We start from the raw sequence: 17,120 nt of genomic DNA, 5'->3' as shown, positions 1-17,120 counted from the left end.
CATGTGGCGTAACTGGCTGCGCGGTCAGCTCGACGAGATCGAAAAGCGGGGGCTCTACCGTCGGCGCCAGGTCGTCGAAGGGCCTCAGGGCGCCGAAGTCACCGTCGACGGACGGCGTGTGGTCAACTTTTGCAGCAACGACTATCTTGGGCTCGCGAACCATCCGGCCGTCGTCGCAGCGTTCCGGCAGGGAGCCGAGCGCTATGGCGTCGGGGCCGGCGCGGCTCACCTGGTCTGTGGTCACGGTCGCGCTCATCATGCATTGGAGGAAGAACTGGCCGAATTTACCGGCAGGGAACGCGCCTTGCTGTTTTCCACCGGCTACATGGCCAATCTCGGTGTGATTTCCGCTTTAGCGGGGCGCGGCGATGAGGTTTTCGAGGATCGCCTCAATCATGCCTCGTTGCTCGACGCTGCGCTGCTTTCGGGCGCCCGGCTCAAGCGTTATCCCCATTCCGATCCTGCGGCGCTGGGGCGCGAGCTGGAGCTCTCCGCCGGAAAGCGATGTCTCATAGCGAGCGACGGAGTATTCAGCATGGATGGCGATCTCGCTCCGCTTCCCGCTTTGGCGGCGTTGGCCCGGCAACGGAGCGCTTTGCTGATGATCGACGATGCCCACGGTCTCGGGGTAACGGGAGACGGCGGGCGCGGCAGCCTGGCTCGGTTCGGTTTGACTCCGGACGATGTGCCGGTGCTCGTCGGCACTCTCGGAAAGGCATTCGGCACCTTCGGCGCATTCGTCGCCGGTAGCGCAGATCTTATCGAGTTTCTGATCCAGCGCGGCCGTACCTATATTTACACGACGGCCATGCCTCAAGCCGTGGCGGAAGCAACCCGGGCCAGCCTGCGCCTGATTCGGGAAGAATCCTGGCGGCGGGACAGAGTGAACGGTCTGGTACATCGCTTCCGCACCGGGGCTGCGCAGATAGGGCTGCGTCTCATGGAATCCGATACCCCGATTCAGCCGATCGTGGTAGGCGACAATCAAAGCGCCGTGCGAGCGAGCGAGGTCTTGCTGTCCGCCGGCTTCCTGGCCGCCGCCATTCGGCCGCCGACCGTTCCGGCGGGTACGGCGCGCTTGCGTTTCACATTTACCGCCGAGCATACCGAGGCTCAGGTGGACCGGCTTTTGGGGGCGCTGGCCGATCTGCCGCTTGAAACATTCGGCAGCAACGGGGGTGAGGATCGTAGTATGACCAACGAGGCCCTCCCGTCTCCCGCAGGTCATTCGGGATGAGAAAGCGAGATCTGTTGTACCGGGAAACTTTCGGTCAAGGGCCGGATCTCGTTATGGTGCATGGCTGGGGAATGCACAGCGGTATTTGGCGGGATTTTGCGGAGATGCTGGCCGCCAAGGCTCGGGTCACTTTGGTCGACCTTCCGGGGCATGGGCGCAGCGAAAGCATCGCCGACTTTTCCATCGATCATCTTGCCGATGCCTTGATGGAGACCGCGCCGGAGCGTGCCCACTGGCTGGGCTGGTCGCTGGGAGCTTTGCCCGTGCTGCACATTGCGGATCAATGCCCGACCCGCGCGAAAAGCATCATCGTCGTGGCCGGAAGTGCGCGTTTCGTGGCCGACTCGAAGAACCGCGGAGCGGAAAACGATTGGCCGGGCGTCGATCCCGCGCTGCTCGCGGAGTTTGCTTCAGCCTTGGAAGAGGATTATGAAGGCACGATCCGGCATTTTCTCGGGCTTCAAATCTTCGGCATGGAGAACGCGAGGCTACTGGTCAAGGAGTTGGCGGCGAAAGTGGCGGAATGCGATCCCCCCGATGGGGCGGCGCTGCACAGCGGGTTGAATTTGCTGCGGCAGGCCGATTTGCGCGAAGTCTTGCGTCGATCAATCGTTCCCAGCTTGATTATTCTGGGGGCGCGGGACCGATTGGTTCCCAAGTCCGCCGGGGCGTCGATGCAAGCGCTGAACCCTCGAAGCGAATTGCATGTGATCGATGGGGCGGCCCATCTGCCGTTTCTCACGCATCCCGCGGAGACCGCCTCGTTCATTACGGATTTCGTCGCAAGACATGATGGCTGTTGAATCTTTGCCAACCAGCGAATGCGGCTCCGACGGCCGTCCCGATAAGCGGTTGATCGGTCGTTCTTTTGGCGCAGCCGCGGAACGTTATGACGGACTCGCTGAATTGCAGCGCAGGGTAGGCGAGAAGCTGCTGTCCCGTTTGGCGGGTATGAGCCTCGCTCCGGAGAGAATCGTGGATGCTGGTTCCGGAACCGGGTATTTGGCGACACGGCTGATTGAGCTGTATCCAAAGGCGGACCTCGTGGCTTTGGATATCGCTGAAGGCATGCTGCGTTTCGCCAAGTCGCGGTATGGCGAGTCGGGGGCCGGACGGTTGGTATGCGGCGATGCCGAGGCAATGCCATTTCGGGACCGTTCGATCGACCTGGTTTTTTCCAATGTGGCGATTCAATGGTGTTCCGGCCTCGACTCCGTATTTCGCGAAATCGGGCGCGTCTTGAGGCCGGCCGGTATCGCTCTTTTCAGCACGTTTGGTGCCGAGACGCTGAAGGAACTTCGGTCCGCATGGGCATCGGTCGACGATTACTCCCACGTCAATCGGTTCGGCGATTCTGCGGCGGTGAGGTCGGCCCTGCGAGAGGCGGGATTCCAGGAAATCGATGTCGCCGCCGAGGTCCATAGGCTGGAGTACGGCTCGGTTTATGACTTGATGCGAGAATTGAAGGGCCTTGGTGCTCATAATGTAACGCTAGACAGACCGCGCCATTTAACCGGCAAGGGCGCGTTGCGGCGCATGATCGCGGCCTATGAACGGCAATCGGGCGGCAGTGGTCTGGATGCCACCTTCGAGGTCGTTTATGGGTGTGCCAGAGGTCCCGCGAAATGTCGTTGAAGGCGCGCGGTATCTTCGTGACGGGTACCGACACCGGCGTCGGCAAGACCATCATAAGCTTGGGGTTGATGCGGCTGTTACAGGACGCCGGACTGAAAGTGGCGGGCATGAAACCGGTGGCGACCGGAGCATTTTGGCAGGATGGACGGTTGGTCAACGAGGATGCCTTGACGCTTCAGGCGAATGCGTCGATTCGGCTGGACTACAATCAGGTCAATCCATTCGTTTTCGAACTCCCGGTTTCGCCCCATATCGCCGCCAAGAAGTCGGGCCGAGAAATCGACTTTCAGCGTATTCTGCAGGTCTACGAGGAATTGGCCGGGTCCGCCGACTACGTGGTGGTGGAAGGTGTCGGCGGCTGGGAGGTGCCTTTGAACGAGCGGCAGCGGGTGGCCGATCTAGTCGGGGTGCTTGGCCTCCCTGTGTTGCTTGTGGTGGGGTTGCGTCTCGGTTGTTTGAATCATGCTTTGCTGACCCAGTGTGCGATCGAAAATGCCGGCGCGAATTGTATAGGCTGGATTGCCAACCAAATCGAACCGGATTTTTTATTGTCTACCGAAAATATCGAGACCTTGGATCATTCGCTCGATTGGCCGTTGCTGGCCGTCGTGCCGTTTAATAGTGAGAAAGAGTTTGTTGCGCGGGATATTTTCCCTACTGTGGTAAAGGATAAAATCTTGCATGCGCTGTATTCATAAGTTACAGTCTCGCGGCTTAAGCTGCGCTAGCTGCAGGCCGGTTTTCTCAGGTGTTTTTGGTTCTGTTTGAGCCCGGACTCGAGTTGGTGTCCGACTCATGAATCGTGCCGAGGTCGGAAGTTCGAATGATCGAGTCAGAACGGGATGCTAGGCCTGGCAGCCAACGATTCGTACTGACGCCGAATGCGTCCCTAAACGGTCGTCAAGCATCGTTTCTGATGCTCGGAATCGCCTTGGTGATGGCGGTTATCGCAGGGAGCTTTGCATCGATGGGTGCGTGGCTCGTGTTGCCATTTTCCGGGGCGGAATGGGTTCTATTGGCCTATTGCTTCAGGCTTGGTCTGAGAAACTGTAGGATTCGCGAAGTCATTACGGTCACGGAGACCTTGGTTCAGTTGGAGCGAGGTTATGGCACACCGGAGCAGATCTACCGATTTCAGCGCGCATGGGTTGCGCTCGATTGGACTGAATCGCCGATAAAAGGGTACCCAAGCCGTTTGTCGTTTCGCTCCCATGGAAAGGAAATTGAAATCGGCCGATTTTTGGCCGAGCCCGAGCGCGCGGCGCTCGCGAGCGAATTGCGAAAGATTTTGTTTGATAGCAAATGATTAGACACAAAGCATTTCTATAGACTGAGGAGAGGGCTCCGTGAATAAGATAAGACGACTGCTTGCTGGGTTGGGGTTAGTGTTATGGGGGGAAGCGCACGCCGACTATGCACTTAACATGACGCCGGGCGTCACCGAGGTCAGCCGCGATATCCACGATTTACACATGTTGATTCTGTGGATTTGCGTAGTGATCGGCGTAGGCGTGTACGGCCTCATGATTTACTCGATCATGCATCACCGGAAATCCAAAGGAGTGGTGCCGGCGCAGTTTCACGAAAATACAAAACTCGAAATCGTTTGGACGGTTATTCCTTTCCTCATTCTTTTGGGCATGGCTATCCCGGCAACCAGCGTGATGGTCAAGGCTTATGACACCAGTGGAGCGGACATGACCGTCAAGGTCACCGGCTATCAGTGGAAGTGGCGCTATGAATATCTCGACGAAGGCATCGATTTCTTCAGTACCTTGGATGCCAAAAGCAATGAAGCCCGCCAATTGGGTGCCAATATCGATCCCGCCTCAATCCCTAATTATCTGCTGAACGTCGATAATCCTTTGGTGGTCCCGGTCAACAAAAAGATACGGTTTCTGTTCACGGGCGCCGACGTGATCCACTCCTGGTGGGTACCTGACCTCGGCTGGAAGAAAGATACCATTCCAGGCTTCGTGACCGACGCTTGGGCGAAGATCGAGAAACCGGGCATTTACCGCGGGCAGTGCGCGGAACTTTGCGGCCGCGATCATGGCTTCATGCCTATTGTCGTAATCGCCAAGACCAACGAGGAATATAAACAATGGGTTGCCGAGCAGAAGACTAAGGCTGAAGTAGTCAAGGCCGAAGCGACCAAGGCTTTCACCATGGATGAGCTGATGGCGAAAGGGAAGGAGGTTTATAACTCCAGTTGCGCGGGTTGCCATCAGGCCAATGGCGAAGGCATCCCGGGAACTTTCCCGGCGATCAAGGACAGTCCGGTTGCGACCGGCTCGATGGATGAACACCTTAACGTCGTACTGAAAGGCAAGGGAGACATGATGCCTGCATTCGACGATTCGCTCAATCCGGTGGAAGTCGCCGCCGTAGTGACTTATCAGCGGAACGCCTTCGGCAATAACAAGGGCGACATGGTTCAGCCGTCCGAAATCAAGTCGCAACATTAATCGATTAACAGTAGATGAGGTGAAGTGCTATGTCATCAGCAGTGGCAACTCATGATGAGCATCATGACCATGGCCCCGCCAAAGGGATCATGAGATGGGTGTTCACTACCAACCATAAGGACATCGGAACCCTATACATGACCACCGCCCTGATCATGTTCCTGGTCGGAGGCGCTATGGCACTGGTCATTCGTGCCGAGCTGTTCGCACCCGGCATGCAGTTCGTGGATCCGATGTTCTTTAACCAAATGACCACATTGCACGCCCTGGTCATGGTGTTTGGCGCGGTCATGCCGGCTTTTGCAGGCTTGGCAAACTGGATGATCCCGATCATGATCGGTTCGCCGGATATGGCTTTGCCCCGGTTGAATAACTGGAGTTTCTGGCTTCTGCCTTTCGCCTTGCTGCTCCTCGCGAGCACGCTGTTCATGGAGGGCGGTGCGCCGGCAGCCGGGTGGACGCTCTATCCGCCTCTGGTTCTCCAAGGCGGCGCGCATCTGCCGTTTGCCATCTTTTCGGTCCACTTGCTGGGTATCTCGTCGATCATGGCGGCGATCAACATCATCGTCACCGTGTTCAATATGCGCGCGCCCGGCATGACGCTGATGAAGATGCCATTGTTCGTGTGGACCTGGGTCATCACCGCATTCCTCTTGATCGCCGTCATGCCGGTGTTCGCAGGCGCGGTGACCATGCTCCTGACCGACAAGTTCTTCGGCACGAGCTTCTTTAATGCAGCCGGTGGCGGCGACCCAGTGCTTTATCAGCACTTGTTCTGGTTCTTCGGGCATCCCGAGGTTTACATCATGATTCTGCCCTCGTTCGGGGTGATTTCCATGATTATCCCGACGTTTGCGCGCAAGCCGCTGTTCGGTTACAGTTCGATGGTTTATGCCACGGCTTCGATCGGGCTCCTGTCTTTCGTCGTCTGGGCGCATCACCAGTATACCGTCGGCATGCCGCTTGCCGGGGAGCTGTATTTCACCTACGCCACGATGTTGATCGCCGTGCCCACCGGGGTGAAGGTGTTCAACTGGGTCTCCACGATGTGGAAAGGCGCGATGACCTTCGAAACGCCGATGCTATTCGCCATCGCTTTCGTGGTCCTGTTCACGATGGGAGGCTTCACTGGGCTGATGATGGCTATTTCGCCTGCCGACCTTCAGTACCATGACACTTACTTCATCGTCGCCCACTTCCACTATGTGTTGGTGCCCGGTGCGGTATTCGCGCTCTTCGCGGCGACCTATTACTGGCTGCCCAAGTGGACCGGCCACATGTATGACGAGCGTTTGGGCAAGCTGCATTTCTGGCTGTCGACCATCTCGGTCAATCTGTTGTTCTTCCCGCAGCACTTTTTGGGACTGGCCGGCATGCCGCGCCGGATTCCGGATTACGCGACCCAGTTTGCGGAATTCAATGCTTGGTCGAGTGTCGGTGCCTTCGTTTTCGGTTTCTCGCAACTGATTTTCGTTTACGTGATCATCAAGGCCATCCGCGGCGGCGAGAAAGCGACCGACGAAGTTTGGGAAGGCGCGCACGAGCACGGTCTGGAATGGACTTTGCCGTCTCCGCCGCCCTACCACACTTGGACGACGGCACCCGAGATCAAATAGGAAACGAAGCGGTCCCCGCCTCTAGGGCGGGGACTGTGGTTTAACGCTATGGATATTCGAAAAAAGAACGTACTGTTGGCGGTCGTCATCGCGATTATCGCGCTGATGCTCTATATCGGTGCGATCCTTAAATTAATTACTACGTCATCCGGTCAGTGAACGATTCAGAAAGCAGAAAAGTCAATAAGCGATTGATTTGGTCAATCGTCTTAGTGGCTGTCGGAATGTTCGGTTTCGGCTTCGCCATGGTTCCGCTGTACAACGTGTTCTGCGAGGTTACGGGACTGAATGGAAAAGTGAAAACGGAGGCGGTCGCGGACGCCGCTTATGTAGTCGATCAATCGCGGGAACTGACGATCGAATTCATCACCTCGGTCAATGAGAACATGCCGCTCGCTTTCCGTGCGGAAAAAAACAAGATGAAGATACATCCGGGGCAGTATTACACGGTCAAGTTCTATGCCGAAAATACGACCGATAACAAAATGGTCGGGCGTGCCATTCCCAGCGTAGCTCCCGGCGTGGCCACGGAATACCTGAACAAGACCGAGTGCTTTTGTTTTTCCGAGCAAGAATTCGAACCGCACAAATTGCGCGAAATGCCGGTTCGATTCGTGATTGATCCGTCCATTCCGGAAAACGTGAAGGATATGACCCTTTCCTACACGTTCTTCGATATCACCGACAAGAACCAGAACTGACGAGAGAAAGATCAACAATTTCAAAAGTAGGGGAATGTAATGGCTACGAAAGACGCGTACTATCTACCGCACAAAGCGAACTGGCCCATCGTGGGATCGATCGGCCTGACGACTTTGCTCGTGGGATTTGCTAATTACCTTAACGGATCGAGCATCGGTGGAACCTTAATGGTGCTGGGAGCGGGCATCGTGATCTTCATGATGGCCGGATGGTTTGGCTCGGTGATAAAGGAAAGCGTCGCCGGGTTGTATAACCAGCAGGTGGACGGTTCGTTTCGAATGGGGATGATTTGGTTCATTACCTCGGAAGTATTCTTCTTTGCCGCGTTCTTCGGCGCGCTCTTTTACGCACGTATCTACTCGGTGCCGTGGTTGGGCGGAGAAGGTAATTTCTCTGCCGGAGCGACTGGAGACTTGTGGCAGGGATTTCGGGCGATGTGGCCGACCAACGGACCGGGACAGGTGGGCGGCGAGTTCGAACCCATGGGCGCATGGGGTGTTCCGGCTCTGAATACTCTGATCCTGTTGAGCAGTGGCGGAACCGTTACCTGGGCGCACTGGGGATTGCTGGCGAATAATCGCGGACAATTGATCAAAGGTCTGATCGCTACGGTTGCCCTAGGTTTTCTGTTCGTGATTCTGCAGGGGGTCGAGTACCACGAGGCCTACACCGAAATGGGGCTGACCTTGGGCTCTGGAATCTACGGCTCGACGTTCTTCATGCTGACCGGGTTCCACGGTTTGCACGTGACCATCGGTGCCATCATTCTTACGGTCGTCTTGCTCCGGAGCATACGCGGACACTTCAACCCGGAACACCATTTCGCGTTTGAAGCGGCCGCCTGGTATTGGCACTTTGTCGACGTGGTGTGGTTGGGCCTCTTCATTTTCGTCTACTGGCTGTAACCCGCCACTGCTTTTTACCAAAAGGGGCGCTACTCTCCTTGGGTAGCGCTCCTTTTGTCTATCCGCCCGGAAATTCGAATAAAGATGTCAGGCCGATCATTGTCGAGTCGAGGAAGACGGGAGTCTTATTTCATTGGTAAATAAGCCGCCGATATCGACGCGATCGAAATGATAACGGCGGTTGCAGAATTCGCAGCCAACCTCGACTGAATCCTCTTGCTCCAAAATCGATTCCACCTCGTGATTCCCCAAGGTGAGCAGGACGGATTCGATGCGCTCCCGCGAGCATCCACAGCGGAAGGAGATCGGTTCCGAGTCGAAAAGCCGTACCGATTCTTCATTAAAGAGGCGATACAACAGTTCTTGACTGGGTAAATTCAGCAACTCCCCCTCGGTAACCGTATCCGCCAAGTATTCGACGCGCGTCCAATCGTCGCGATCGCGTTGTTTGGCAGGCAGTTCCTGGATGAGCAACCCTGCTGCGCGCTGTTCGTCGGCCGCTAACCAAAGTCGGGTCGCCAGTTGTTCCGAGCGTGAAAAATACGTTTCGATAGCGCCGGCCAGATCGTCTCCCTCGAGAGCGACGATACCCTGGTACGGTTCGGAATCCTCGTTCTGGACCGTCAACACCAAGTGCCCCGGACCGTAGATGTCGGACAGCGTTTCTCCCGTCACTTCGCCGCGCCAGTGTGCGAGTCCGCGAATAGTTCTCTGGTGTGTTGCCTGCGCCACTAAAGTATTCAGCGGTCCGTGGCCTTGAGCCTGAAGAATCAAAGACCCCTTGAACTTGATGGTGGCGGATAGCAATAGCACGGCAGCAAGTGCTTGTCCCAACTGGCTCGAGACGGCAGGAGGGTAAGGATGGCGTTCGAGCACGGCTTGCCAACTCGCGTCGAGCCGTACGAGTTCGCCTCGTATCCCGAGATCTTCAAACAAGAACCTTTGGAAACTGTCGAATTCACTCATCGTCTAACCAAAAAGTTTTAAGGAATGTCACTTTGCCTTTTAATAGGCAGAAACTGCTAGTCTACAAGGTTCTGCTAGCGATATTCATGCGGCTTCTGATTGACAGATCACCGAAGAGTAAATTCCATGTTTACGAAAAAGCTTTCGCTGCCTGATGACGATTCCGCTCTTCCCGGCCGAGTGGAAAAGATGCCGGTTCCGGAGTTGCATTTTGTAAATGGACATCGGATGGAGCCGCCATATCCGGAAGGATCGGAAATTGCGGTTTTCGGTCTTGGCTGCTTTTGGGGTGCGGAGCGGAAATTCTGGCAGACGCCCGGCGTTTACGTAACGGCAGTCGGCTACGCTGGCGGAGCTACGCCCAATCCCACTTACGAAGAAGTATGTAGCGGGATGACCGGTCACGCCGAGGTCGTACGCGTAGTCTACGATCCTAATAAGATCCATTACCAAGATTTGCTGAAACTATTTTGGGAGTCCCACAACCCTACACAAGGCATGCGCCAGGGCAAGGACATCGGGACGCAATACCGCTCGGTCATTTTCACCTATACGCCGCGCCAGAAAGAACTGGCTATCGTTGCCCGCGATGCTTATCAAGCAGCCTTGAGCCAAAAAGGATATGGGCGAATCACCACCGAAATCCGCGAGGCTCCCGAATTTTTCTATGCGGAACCCTATCACCAGCAATATCTGGCCAAGAATCCCGGCGGATACTGCGGTTTAGGCGGTACCGGAATAAATTGTCCTACTGAATTTGGCGCGAGCGTACACACCGACACCGATTGATAGCACTTAACTCCTTTGGCTATTATCGGGCGTCTCACAATATTAAGAGTTTCCATGAAAAGAATTCTGTTGATTGCATTTTTCACATTGGGCCTTTCAGCTTGTGCGACCTCACCTTTGGGGCGCACCCAGTTCATGATAATGCCAGAGGACCAAATGGCGGCCATGGGGGCACAGGCCTTTGTCAACATGAAACAAAAATTGCCCATCGATCAAAGTCCGCAAACGAATCAATACGTTGTGTGTGTAGCCGGGCCGATTGTTAAGGAGGTAGGGGGGGAATGGGAAGTCACGGTGTTTCAAGACGAATCGCCCAACGCATTTGCACTGCCCGGCGGGAAAATCGGTGTACATACCGGCATACTTCGGGTCGCCCGGAATCAGGATCAGCTCGCGACAGTCATTGCGCATGAGGTCGCGCACGTGCTTTCTCGGCATTCGAATGAGCGAGCTTCCCAGCAGGTGGCCGTGCAACAAGGGCTGAATGTCATCCAAGCGATAACCAATCCGACTACTCAGACGGGCCAAGTGATGATGGGGGTATTGGGCTTAGGCGCCCAATACGGTGTTCTTATGCCGTATAGTCGTCTACAGGAAAGCGAGGCCGATTTGCTCGGATTGGAACTGATGGCCAAAGCAGGCTTCAACCCGCAACAAAGCATCGATCTCTGGATCAATATGGAACAAGCGGGCGGTGGGCAGCCGATAGAGTTTCTTTCGACTCATCCGTCTCATGCTACTCGCATGCAAGAGCTTAAACAAAACATGCCCAAAGCCCTGGAAATGTATCGAAACGCACAGGCAATGGGTAAAAACCCTCGTTGCGGTGGTTGATCCGGCATCCCGGGCGATGCGCGTTCGCGCAAAAAGAAAAGTGCAGGGAGAAAGATCCCTGCACGTCAAGAGGAGGATTGTGAGCACTAAACGTGCGTCTGGTCTCAGCTAGGAGCAGCTCCTAACGAGTGATTAACATTCTAGCAGTGAAACTTGTACGCGAAATGTGACAAATTGTCGCGCAATCCAAGGATTCGCGTGTTGAAAGGAAACAATCCATCGGAAAATAAAAAAGGCAGAAGAGCTAGTCTTCTGCCTTAATGAGGAGGCTATAGCGCACAGCTACAGATAGCATCTGATCGTCGGCCTGCTACCGTCTTGCCGGTTCCTTAGGCATCAGAAACCACGATCTAATACTAGCAGTCACATTAGTAATCAAAAATGTGACAAATTGTCGCATTCGCCCAACAAAGTCGGCCATTTACAATCCGCTCCATGAACTCAAACCCGCTCATGAACATTCCCACTCCGGCGGACACGGAAACCGACGCTCGTCAAAACCTTCGCTGGCTGTTCGTTTTGCGCAATCTCATGATTACGGGGCAAGCGCTTATCGTTCTGATCAGTGTCTACGGATTGGAGATACCGCTTAGCGAAGTGCCTCTTACAGCCATCATGACGGCGCTAGGCGCCTTCAACTGGTGGACGTGGTTGAGGCTCAGCAATCCCCGCCCGGTCGCCGAAATGGAGTTGTTCATGCAACTTTCATTCGACGTCCTGGCGATTACCGCGATTCTCTATTTCACCGGGGGCGCCACCAATCCCATGGCCTGGTTTTTCCTGCTTCCGCTGATTATCGCGGCTACCGTGCTGCCCCAGTTTTATACCTGGTATATGGTGATCTTCACTTCCGGGTGTTACACCATACTCATCGGCTTTTACCAGCCGCTTCCCGACATTCAAGCCGTAACTTTGCACGGCGACGCCCCGCCCGCCGTTCAGGCCCTGATGGAGGACCACAGCATTGAACTGCACGCGTTCGGCATGTGGTTCGGGTTCGTATTCAGTGCCGTTCTCGTGGCTTACTTCGTCGTAGAGATGGCGAAAACACTGAGAGAGCGTGAACGCCGCTTGGCTGAAGCTCGCGAGCAGGCTTTACGGAACGAGCGGGTTGTTGCGCTGGGGACGCTGGCGGCCGGTGCGGCGCACGAGATGGGCACCCCGCTGGGAACCATGGCGATCCTGATTCATGAAATAGAGAGCGAATGTGAAGGCGCCAAGCAAGACGATTTGTTGGAAAAAATGAAAATCCTGCGGGAGCAGGTGGTCCGCTGCAAAAAGGCCCTTTCGGTCATGTCGGCGTCGGCCGGTGCAATCAGAGCCGAATCGGGCCACGTAATGCCGCTGACGAACTATCTGGAGGAAACGGTGGATAGCTGGCGGAAACAGCGTCTCAACGCCGAGTTGGAATACGAAAAGGTTGGGCCTTTGCCTCCGCCGTGCATTTTGGCCGAGGATACCCTTACCCACGCTTTAGTTAATATTCTCAACAATGCCGCCGATGTTTCGCCGCGTGGGATAAAGCTGCGCGCCCGCTGGAGCTTCGAGCGCGCGACTTTGGAGATCCTCGACCAGGGACCTGGCATTGCCCCTACGCTATCCCAGCGTCTGGGAAAGGCGCCGATCACGACTAAAGAACATGGGTTGGGGGTCGGGCTATTCTTGGCATTTGCCACTATCGAGCGCTTGGGCGGTCGAATAGAGATGTTACCTCGTGTCGAAGGCGGCACTTGCACGCGCATCGAACTTCCATTGCTGCGTCCGAATTAAGATCTATGAACAGTGCAAAATCCTCATCCGATACCCCTCGTCCCAGTCTGTTACTGGTCGATGACGACCCTACGTTCTGTGGAGTTTTGAAGCAAGCCCTCGAGAAGCGCGGATTCGAGGTGCACGCCGCTCAAGACCTTGAGACCGGTACCGCGCTGGCGGAACAAATCGAGCCCGAGTATGCGGTGATCGATTTGCGGATCGGCCACGATTCCGGGCTGATTTTGGTCAAGCGGCTCCACAATCTCGACGCCAACACCCGTATCGTCGTTTTGACTGGGTACGCCAGCATCGCCACGGCCGTCGAAGCCATAAAACTGGGCGCGATCCAATATCTCACCAAGCCCGCCGATGCCGACGAGATCGTCGCGGCCCTCCACAAGGATCAAGGCGACGTCTCCGTCGAAATCAAGGAAAAGCCGCTCTCCGTCCGGCGCCTGGAATGGGAGCATCTGCAAAAAGTTTTGATCGAGCACGGCGGCAATATCTCCGCTGCCGCAAGGGCGCTGGGCATGCACCGCAGGACTTTGCAGCGGAAGCTGGATAAGAGGCCGGTGAGGGAGTGAAGCTCGGGTTCTCAGTGGAAGGGAACAGTTCGCAGGCCCGTTCTTTCTTGCTGATATTCTGCTCGGCTCTGGGCCTTTAGCAGGGAACTGACGTTTAATATGGTTATCACTTCACTGGTCGCTGGGTAACGCTGACGTTACGGGCTCGCGGAGCTTGCTTGAGCCAGCTCAGGTGGACGAGTAATCAAATCACTCATCCCAGCCTCCTTAACCTGCTGGTGTGGTAGTGGCAACGGGCGTAAGCCCGTTACCTCGAGTCGGTCGCAGTTTGCAGCCAGGGATCAATATCGACGATATCGAGAATCGCACCCGTCGCGCTGTCGAGCAACACTGTCTGGTCATTTTGCGTCGCTTGGAGCGGCAGAAACTTCAACTTGGCCTGGTCGAGTTTGTGGCCTTCCAGGTAGGTCAAAAGCTTGCTGCGGGTTGCCGCATCGCGCTGCAACAATGAGTCGAGTGGCAAGGCTTTCCGGACCGCTTCAGCGGCCATTTCGCTATAGGGCACGTAATATTGCGGGAGTTGTGGGAGGTCGATGCCTCCGGAGACTGCGGAAAATAGGATTTTGGTGCGCTCAGCGCCGTCGCTAGGGCTTTGCACAGCGACGATTTCAGGTCCGGTCAGGGGCAACGATCTGAATTCCTCGCGTTTTACTTTTTTCAATTCAGTTGTCGGGATCGCGGCTGCTGTAACTAGATCGAAGCGGTCGATCGCGAAAACCATGTAAACTGGACGGGCCCAGAACATGCTGTACAGCCCATAGCCTAAGGCCAGCATTTGCAACAGGACGATTACCGCCATGTCGAAGCGCAGGCTGGGTTTTTCCATGTTCCAGACGATCAGCGTCAGGAGAGGGCCCAGGATGATGTCGACTCCCACGAGGATGGCGATGAGGCTCTGTCCGCCCATCGCCCAGACATAGGTGGGCGGATACCAGCTCAGGGCCAGCAACGCGCTGAGAGTCGCGATAACCATAGCACTGATACCTAAATGAATGGCGGAGGCTTTCCAGCGGGATATATTCGGCAACGGTCGGCTCAGACATAATGAAAATAGTAAGGGCACCATATGTATGCGAAGTAAGGATAGCCAATACAATTAAATCGACACTTACAAAGAAAAAGCCCCTCTAATAGAGAGGGGCTTGAGTTCGATTGGCACGCTTCGTCTATAATTGAACCTTGTGTATGTGCCAAAGCTAGGCCGGTTTAGACCGCGCCGCGACAGCTAGCTGGAGCATACCTGGCCGGAACCGTACCGGCGGTGCCAACAGCGAAAGTTGAGCCAGCGGATTTGCAGTGCCAATCCATATCGCCCGCCGCCCCCGGGGCAAGCGCAACTGCATTTATCGTTGGAACCAAAACGATAGTGTTTGTGCCAGCAAGTTGTGGGATAGCGTTTGCACCAGTACCGTAAGTAATAGCGACTTCCCCATTCGCTGCTGTAATTGCGATCGACGTCACGTTCTTGGAGGGAGTAAAGCAATATGTGGTCGTGGCGACGCATGCCGGAGCTATAGCTTGGGTTAAATTGGCGAGACTGCCGTCCGTCTGCCACATCTCTGTCACAACTGATTTGGCGCCTTCTGCCAGACTCAAACCTTCTGTGACTTTAGAGCGCACTGTGTAATCTTGATAAGCCGGCAGTGCGACTGCCGCCAAAATGCCAACGATGGCCACGACGATCATTAACTCGATCAAGGTGAAACCTTGTTGTGCTTTTTTCATAACGTTCATGACAATGAACTCCTTATGTTTATGGGTGGAAACAAGCTGTAAAGCTGCGAGTTCAAAATAAGCAGCTTGCGTGCCATCGACGAAAGCCCGCCCTGGGCGCTGGTTCGTTCGGTTGGGCAGGATTTTTCCTGGCGAGGGTTGTCTTCGGATGGTCGGAAAGTGACGCAAATGGTCACTCCTTCTTTTCTGGCTCTGTTCGTGGCTCCGCGTCCGCGATGGGTGGGCCGGCAGCCCGCGTAGGGCGCAATAGGGTACTCCCGTATTGCGCCGCATGAATGAGGCTTCCTATGCGGCGCAATACGCTAAGGCTATTGCGCCCTACATGTTTGCTCCGTAGTGCGAACAAGCCTGGTTTGGTAATTTTGCTGAACGCTAGACCGCTCACTGTACCGGAAACCGCTCGACGTATCGGTCCCCCATCCCATAGATTACGTGCGACTTGCTGAAGCAACGATGATGGAGTGCTTAACTTTGGCCTGCGAAGAATTATCCTCACTTCTTCTCCAACTGCCGACTCAAGTCCAGCAATTGTTGCTCGAACTTTGGCAGAGACTCACGGATGGTGTTCCATACGACTTCCACGTTGATCTCGAAATAGCCGTGGACGATTCTGTTTCGCATACCTCGCATCGGTTTCCAGGGTATTTCGGGGTGCTAGGCAGCAAAATCCGGATACTCGTTGACTAATTTGGTGGCTGCCTCGCCGATGACCAAAAGATTCAGCCCGCGTAGAGCGCAATAGTTTCAGTGTATTGCGCCGTATGGGAAGTCTTATTCATGCGGCGCAATACGGGAGTACCCAATTGCGCGCTACATGTTCTGGAACACTGTTAAGAAGGTGTTGTCCGACTTTATGGGGAAGGTCAAAGATATTCAGCACGAACTGTAACAGTCCGAGTTGGGCGCTTTAATGTTCGCGCAAGAAGAATCACTGATTAGTCAGCTTCTAGTCCATAGTTCTACGCTTTCGATAGAATCAGCATTCTCAAAAAATTGCAAATCTTCAGTTCTAAAGAGGGCATGCGAGCTCTCATGACCTGATGAGCAACGTTATCATCCTGTCCAGGTGATAGGTATGTACTTAACGCTGACCACTGAAGCTGGACGGCACAAAAATTCATCAATGGACAAAACCCATCCAATCCTGTCCGTGAGAGTTGCCCCCTTAGGATCAATTTGCTAGCCTATGCCTAGCATAGGCCAATTATCCGATAGGAGGGCTGTCATGTATATTGAACGCCATGTCCGTTTGTTCAAGAACGGTCGCAATCAAGCGCTGCGGATTCCCCGCGAATTCGAGCTTCCGGGTAATGAAGCCATCATCCGCAAGGAAGGGGATCGACTGATTGTCGAACCTGTCCAGCGTCGCTCGTTGCTGGCGCTTCTCGCCACCTGGGAGCCGCTGGACGAGGAATTTCCGGAAATCGAGGATTTTCCCCCGGAGCCCGTGGATCTTTGAGCATGGCCGATCATTGCTATCTGCTCGATACCAATATCCTGTCCAGCATTGTTAAGCACCCGGCCGGCGCGGTGGTGAATCGCATCTCAGCGGTAGGGGAAATCGCCGTCTGCACCAGCATTGTCGTCGCTTGCGAACTACGCTATGGCGCTGCTAAGAAAGGCTCGCCAACCTTGTCGCACAAGATTGAACAGCTGCTTGCGGCGCTTGACGTACTCCCGCTGGAAGATGGAGTTGATCGGAGCTATGCCGACTTGCGAGCGACATTGGAGAAAGCCGGCACACCGATTGGAGCGAATGATTGCCTGATTGCGGCACATGCGCTATCGCTGGGTCTCGTACTGGTAACCGACAACATGAATGAGTTCCGCAGAGTACCCGGCCTCAAAGTGGAAAACTGGCTGACCCCATGACCGTCCGCCTTACCTGGATATGGGGG

Annotated in this window: 19 protein-coding genes; 15 read left to right on the top strand and 4 right to left on the bottom strand. The window is 55.2% G+C overall.

Annotated elements, in window-relative coordinates:
• Position 1: 1 nt before the first annotated feature.
• The 9 genes from bioF (at position 2) to ACR2R1_RS11950 (ending at position 8,563) form a co-directional block, all read left to right on the top strand.
• Positions 2–1,237 (top strand): 8-amino-7-oxononanoate synthase, encoded by a 1,236-nt coding sequence (gene bioF, locus ACR2R1_RS11990; RefSeq protein ID WP_210023753.1) that lies wholly within the window; start codon positions 2–4, stop codon positions 1,235–1,237.
• The gene (gene bioH / locus ACR2R1_RS11985; RefSeq protein WP_077732743.1) at positions 1,234–2,040 is read left to right on the top strand and encodes a pimeloyl-ACP methyl ester esterase BioH; all 807 of its coding nucleotides are present in this window, start codon (positions 1,234–1,236) and stop codon (positions 2,038–2,040) included. The genes bioF and bioH overlap by 4 nt, the downstream gene beginning before the upstream one ends.
• Complete coding sequence (gene bioC, locus ACR2R1_RS11980) at positions 2,027–2,872, top strand: malonyl-ACP O-methyltransferase BioC (RefSeq protein ID WP_347257320.1); 846 nt, start codon at positions 2,027–2,029, stop codon at positions 2,870–2,872. The genes bioH and bioC overlap by 14 nt, the downstream gene beginning before the upstream one ends.
• A complete protein-coding gene (gene bioD / locus ACR2R1_RS11975) occupies positions 2,863–3,570 on the top strand; it encodes a dethiobiotin synthase (protein ID WP_210023755.1) in 708 nt (235 codons plus the stop codon). Before bioC ends, bioD begins: the two co-directional genes overlap by 10 nt.
• 125 nt (positions 3,571–3,695) lie before the next feature.
• Positions 3,696–4,178 (top strand): DUF2244 domain-containing protein, encoded by a 483-nt coding sequence (locus ACR2R1_RS11970; protein WP_210023756.1) that lies wholly within the window; start codon positions 3,696–3,698, stop codon positions 4,176–4,178.
• 40 nt (positions 4,179–4,218) lie between these two features.
• Positions 4,219–5,340: a cytochrome c oxidase subunit II gene (gene coxB / locus ACR2R1_RS11965; RefSeq protein ID WP_077732746.1), complete on the top strand. Its 1,122-nt coding sequence runs from the start codon at positions 4,219–4,221 to the stop codon at positions 5,338–5,340.
• Between the two features lie 29 nt (positions 5,341–5,369).
• On the top strand, positions 5,370–6,956 hold the full coding sequence (gene ctaD, locus ACR2R1_RS11960) for a cytochrome c oxidase subunit I (RefSeq protein ID WP_086135132.1): 1,587 nt from the start codon (positions 5,370–5,372) through the stop codon (positions 6,954–6,956).
• Positions 6,957–7,111: 155 nt separating this feature from the next.
• On the top strand, positions 7,112–7,657 hold the full coding sequence (locus ACR2R1_RS11955) for a cytochrome c oxidase assembly protein (RefSeq protein ID WP_077728531.1): 546 nt from the start codon (positions 7,112–7,114) through the stop codon (positions 7,655–7,657).
• 39 nt (positions 7,658–7,696) lie between these two features.
• Positions 7,697–8,563, top strand: a complete 867-nt coding sequence (locus ACR2R1_RS11950) for a cytochrome c oxidase subunit 3 (protein ID WP_156880834.1) — start codon at positions 7,697–7,699, stop codon at positions 8,561–8,563.
• Positions 8,564–8,659: 96 nt separating this feature from the next.
• Here ACR2R1_RS11950 and hslO read toward each other — a convergent pair whose 3' ends face one another.
• Positions 8,660–9,529, bottom strand: coding sequence for an Hsp33 family molecular chaperone HslO (hslO, locus tag ACR2R1_RS11945; protein WP_077728529.1), 870 nt, complete (start codon positions 9,527–9,529; stop codon positions 8,660–8,662).
• A 126-nt stretch (positions 9,530–9,655) separates the two neighbouring features.
• Between hslO and msrA the strand changes: the two genes are divergently transcribed.
• From msrA to ACR2R1_RS11925, 4 genes are all read left to right on the top strand, one after another.
• Positions 9,656–10,318: a peptide-methionine (S)-S-oxide reductase MsrA gene (msrA, locus tag ACR2R1_RS11940; protein ID WP_156880835.1), complete on the top strand. Its 663-nt coding sequence runs from the start codon at positions 9,656–9,658 to the stop codon at positions 10,316–10,318.
• A gap of 54 nt (positions 10,319–10,372) precedes the next feature.
• Positions 10,373–11,152, top strand: coding sequence for a M48 family metallopeptidase (locus tag ACR2R1_RS11935; RefSeq protein WP_156880836.1), 780 nt, complete (start codon positions 10,373–10,375; stop codon positions 11,150–11,152).
• A gap of 453 nt (positions 11,153–11,605) precedes the next feature.
• Complete coding sequence (locus tag ACR2R1_RS11930) at positions 11,606–12,922, top strand: ATP-binding protein (RefSeq protein WP_077728526.1); 1,317 nt, start codon at positions 11,606–11,608, stop codon at positions 12,920–12,922.
• 5 nt (positions 12,923–12,927) lie between these two features.
• Positions 12,928–13,488 carry a response regulator transcription factor gene (locus ACR2R1_RS11925; protein WP_133717601.1) on the top strand — a complete coding sequence of 187 codons (561 nt, stop codon included), beginning with the start codon at positions 12,928–12,930 and terminating at the stop codon, positions 13,486–13,488.
• A gap of 247 nt (positions 13,489–13,735) precedes the next feature.
• On the opposite strand, the gene tfpZ is transcribed toward ACR2R1_RS11925, so the two are convergent.
• The 3 genes from tfpZ to ACR2R1_RS11910 form a co-directional block, all read right to left on the bottom strand.
• Positions 13,736–14,554: a TfpX/TfpZ family type IV pilin accessory protein gene (gene tfpZ, locus ACR2R1_RS11920; protein ID WP_280858145.1), complete on the bottom strand. Its 819-nt coding sequence runs from the start codon at positions 14,552–14,554 to the stop codon at positions 13,736–13,738.
• Positions 14,555–14,694: 140 nt separating this feature from the next.
• A complete protein-coding gene (locus tag ACR2R1_RS11915) occupies positions 14,695–15,390 on the bottom strand; it encodes a pilin (protein WP_210023759.1) in 696 nt (231 codons plus the stop codon).
• Positions 15,391–15,714: 324 nt separating this feature from the next.
• Complete coding sequence (locus ACR2R1_RS11910; RefSeq protein WP_347257321.1) at positions 15,715–15,867, bottom strand: HepT-like ribonuclease domain-containing protein; 153 nt, start codon at positions 15,865–15,867, stop codon at positions 15,715–15,717.
• A 580-nt stretch (positions 15,868–16,447) separates the two neighbouring features.
• Here ACR2R1_RS11910 and ACR2R1_RS11905 point away from each other — a divergent pair.
• Positions 16,448–16,681 (top strand): antitoxin, encoded by a 234-nt coding sequence (locus ACR2R1_RS11905; RefSeq protein WP_133717603.1) that lies wholly within the window; start codon positions 16,448–16,450, stop codon positions 16,679–16,681.
• A 2-nt stretch (positions 16,682–16,683) separates the two neighbouring features.
• Positions 16,684–17,094 (top strand): type II toxin-antitoxin system VapC family toxin, encoded by a 411-nt coding sequence (locus tag ACR2R1_RS11900; protein WP_210023761.1) that lies wholly within the window; start codon positions 16,684–16,686, stop codon positions 17,092–17,094.
• Positions 17,095–17,120: the final 26 nt, after the last annotated feature.

It is taken from the genome of Methylocaldum sp. GT1TLB, assembly GCF_051027445.1.
GTDB lineage: Bacteria > Pseudomonadota > Gammaproteobacteria > Methylococcales > Methylococcaceae > Methylocaldum.
The sequence above is the reverse complement of the archived record's forward strand: the minus strand, read 5'-3'. Positions and strand labels throughout refer to the sequence as shown.

What these genes read in the sequence shown, in the direction of transcription:
- hslO (WP_077728529.1), bottom strand. Translation starts at nt 9,529, where the DNA reads ATGAGTGAATTCGACAGTTTCCAAAGGTTCTTGTTTGAAGATCTCGGG.
- bioH (WP_077732743.1), top strand. Translation starts at nt 1,234, where the DNA reads ATGAGAAAGCGAGATCTGTTGTACCGGGAAACTTTCGGTCAAGGGCCG.
- ACR2R1_RS11935 (WP_156880836.1), top strand. Translation starts at nt 10,373, where the DNA reads ATGAAAAGAATTCTGTTGATTGCATTTTTCACATTGGGCCTTTCAGCT.
- ACR2R1_RS11900 (WP_210023761.1), top strand. Translation starts at nt 16,684, where the DNA reads ATGGCCGATCATTGCTATCTGCTCGATACCAATATCCTGTCCAGCATT.
- bioC (WP_347257320.1), top strand. Translation starts at nt 2,027, where the DNA reads ATGATGGCTGTTGAATCTTTGCCAACCAGCGAATGCGGCTCCGACGGC.
- tfpZ (WP_280858145.1), bottom strand. Translation starts at nt 14,554, where the DNA reads ATGGTGCCCTTACTATTTTCATTATGTCTGAGCCGACCGTTGCCGAAT.
- ctaD (WP_086135132.1), top strand. Translation starts at nt 5,370, where the DNA reads ATGTCATCAGCAGTGGCAACTCATGATGAGCATCATGACCATGGCCCC.
- bioD (WP_210023755.1), top strand. Translation starts at nt 2,863, where the DNA reads ATGTCGTTGAAGGCGCGCGGTATCTTCGTGACGGGTACCGACACCGGC.
- ACR2R1_RS11925 (WP_133717601.1), top strand. Translation starts at nt 12,928, where the DNA reads ATGAACAGTGCAAAATCCTCATCCGATACCCCTCGTCCCAGTCTGTTA.
- msrA (WP_156880835.1), top strand. Translation starts at nt 9,656, where the DNA reads ATGTTTACGAAAAAGCTTTCGCTGCCTGATGACGATTCCGCTCTTCCC.
- ACR2R1_RS11930 (WP_077728526.1), top strand. Translation starts at nt 11,606, where the DNA reads ATGAACATTCCCACTCCGGCGGACACGGAAACCGACGCTCGTCAAAAC.
- bioF (WP_210023753.1), top strand. Translation starts at nt 2, where the DNA reads ATGTGGCGTAACTGGCTGCGCGGTCAGCTCGACGAGATCGAAAAGCGG.
- ACR2R1_RS11950 (WP_156880834.1), top strand. Translation starts at nt 7,697, where the DNA reads ATGGCTACGAAAGACGCGTACTATCTACCGCACAAAGCGAACTGGCCC.
- ACR2R1_RS11970 (WP_210023756.1), top strand. Translation starts at nt 3,696, where the DNA reads ATGATCGAGTCAGAACGGGATGCTAGGCCTGGCAGCCAACGATTCGTA.
- ACR2R1_RS11905 (WP_133717603.1), top strand. Translation starts at nt 16,448, where the DNA reads ATGTATATTGAACGCCATGTCCGTTTGTTCAAGAACGGTCGCAATCAA.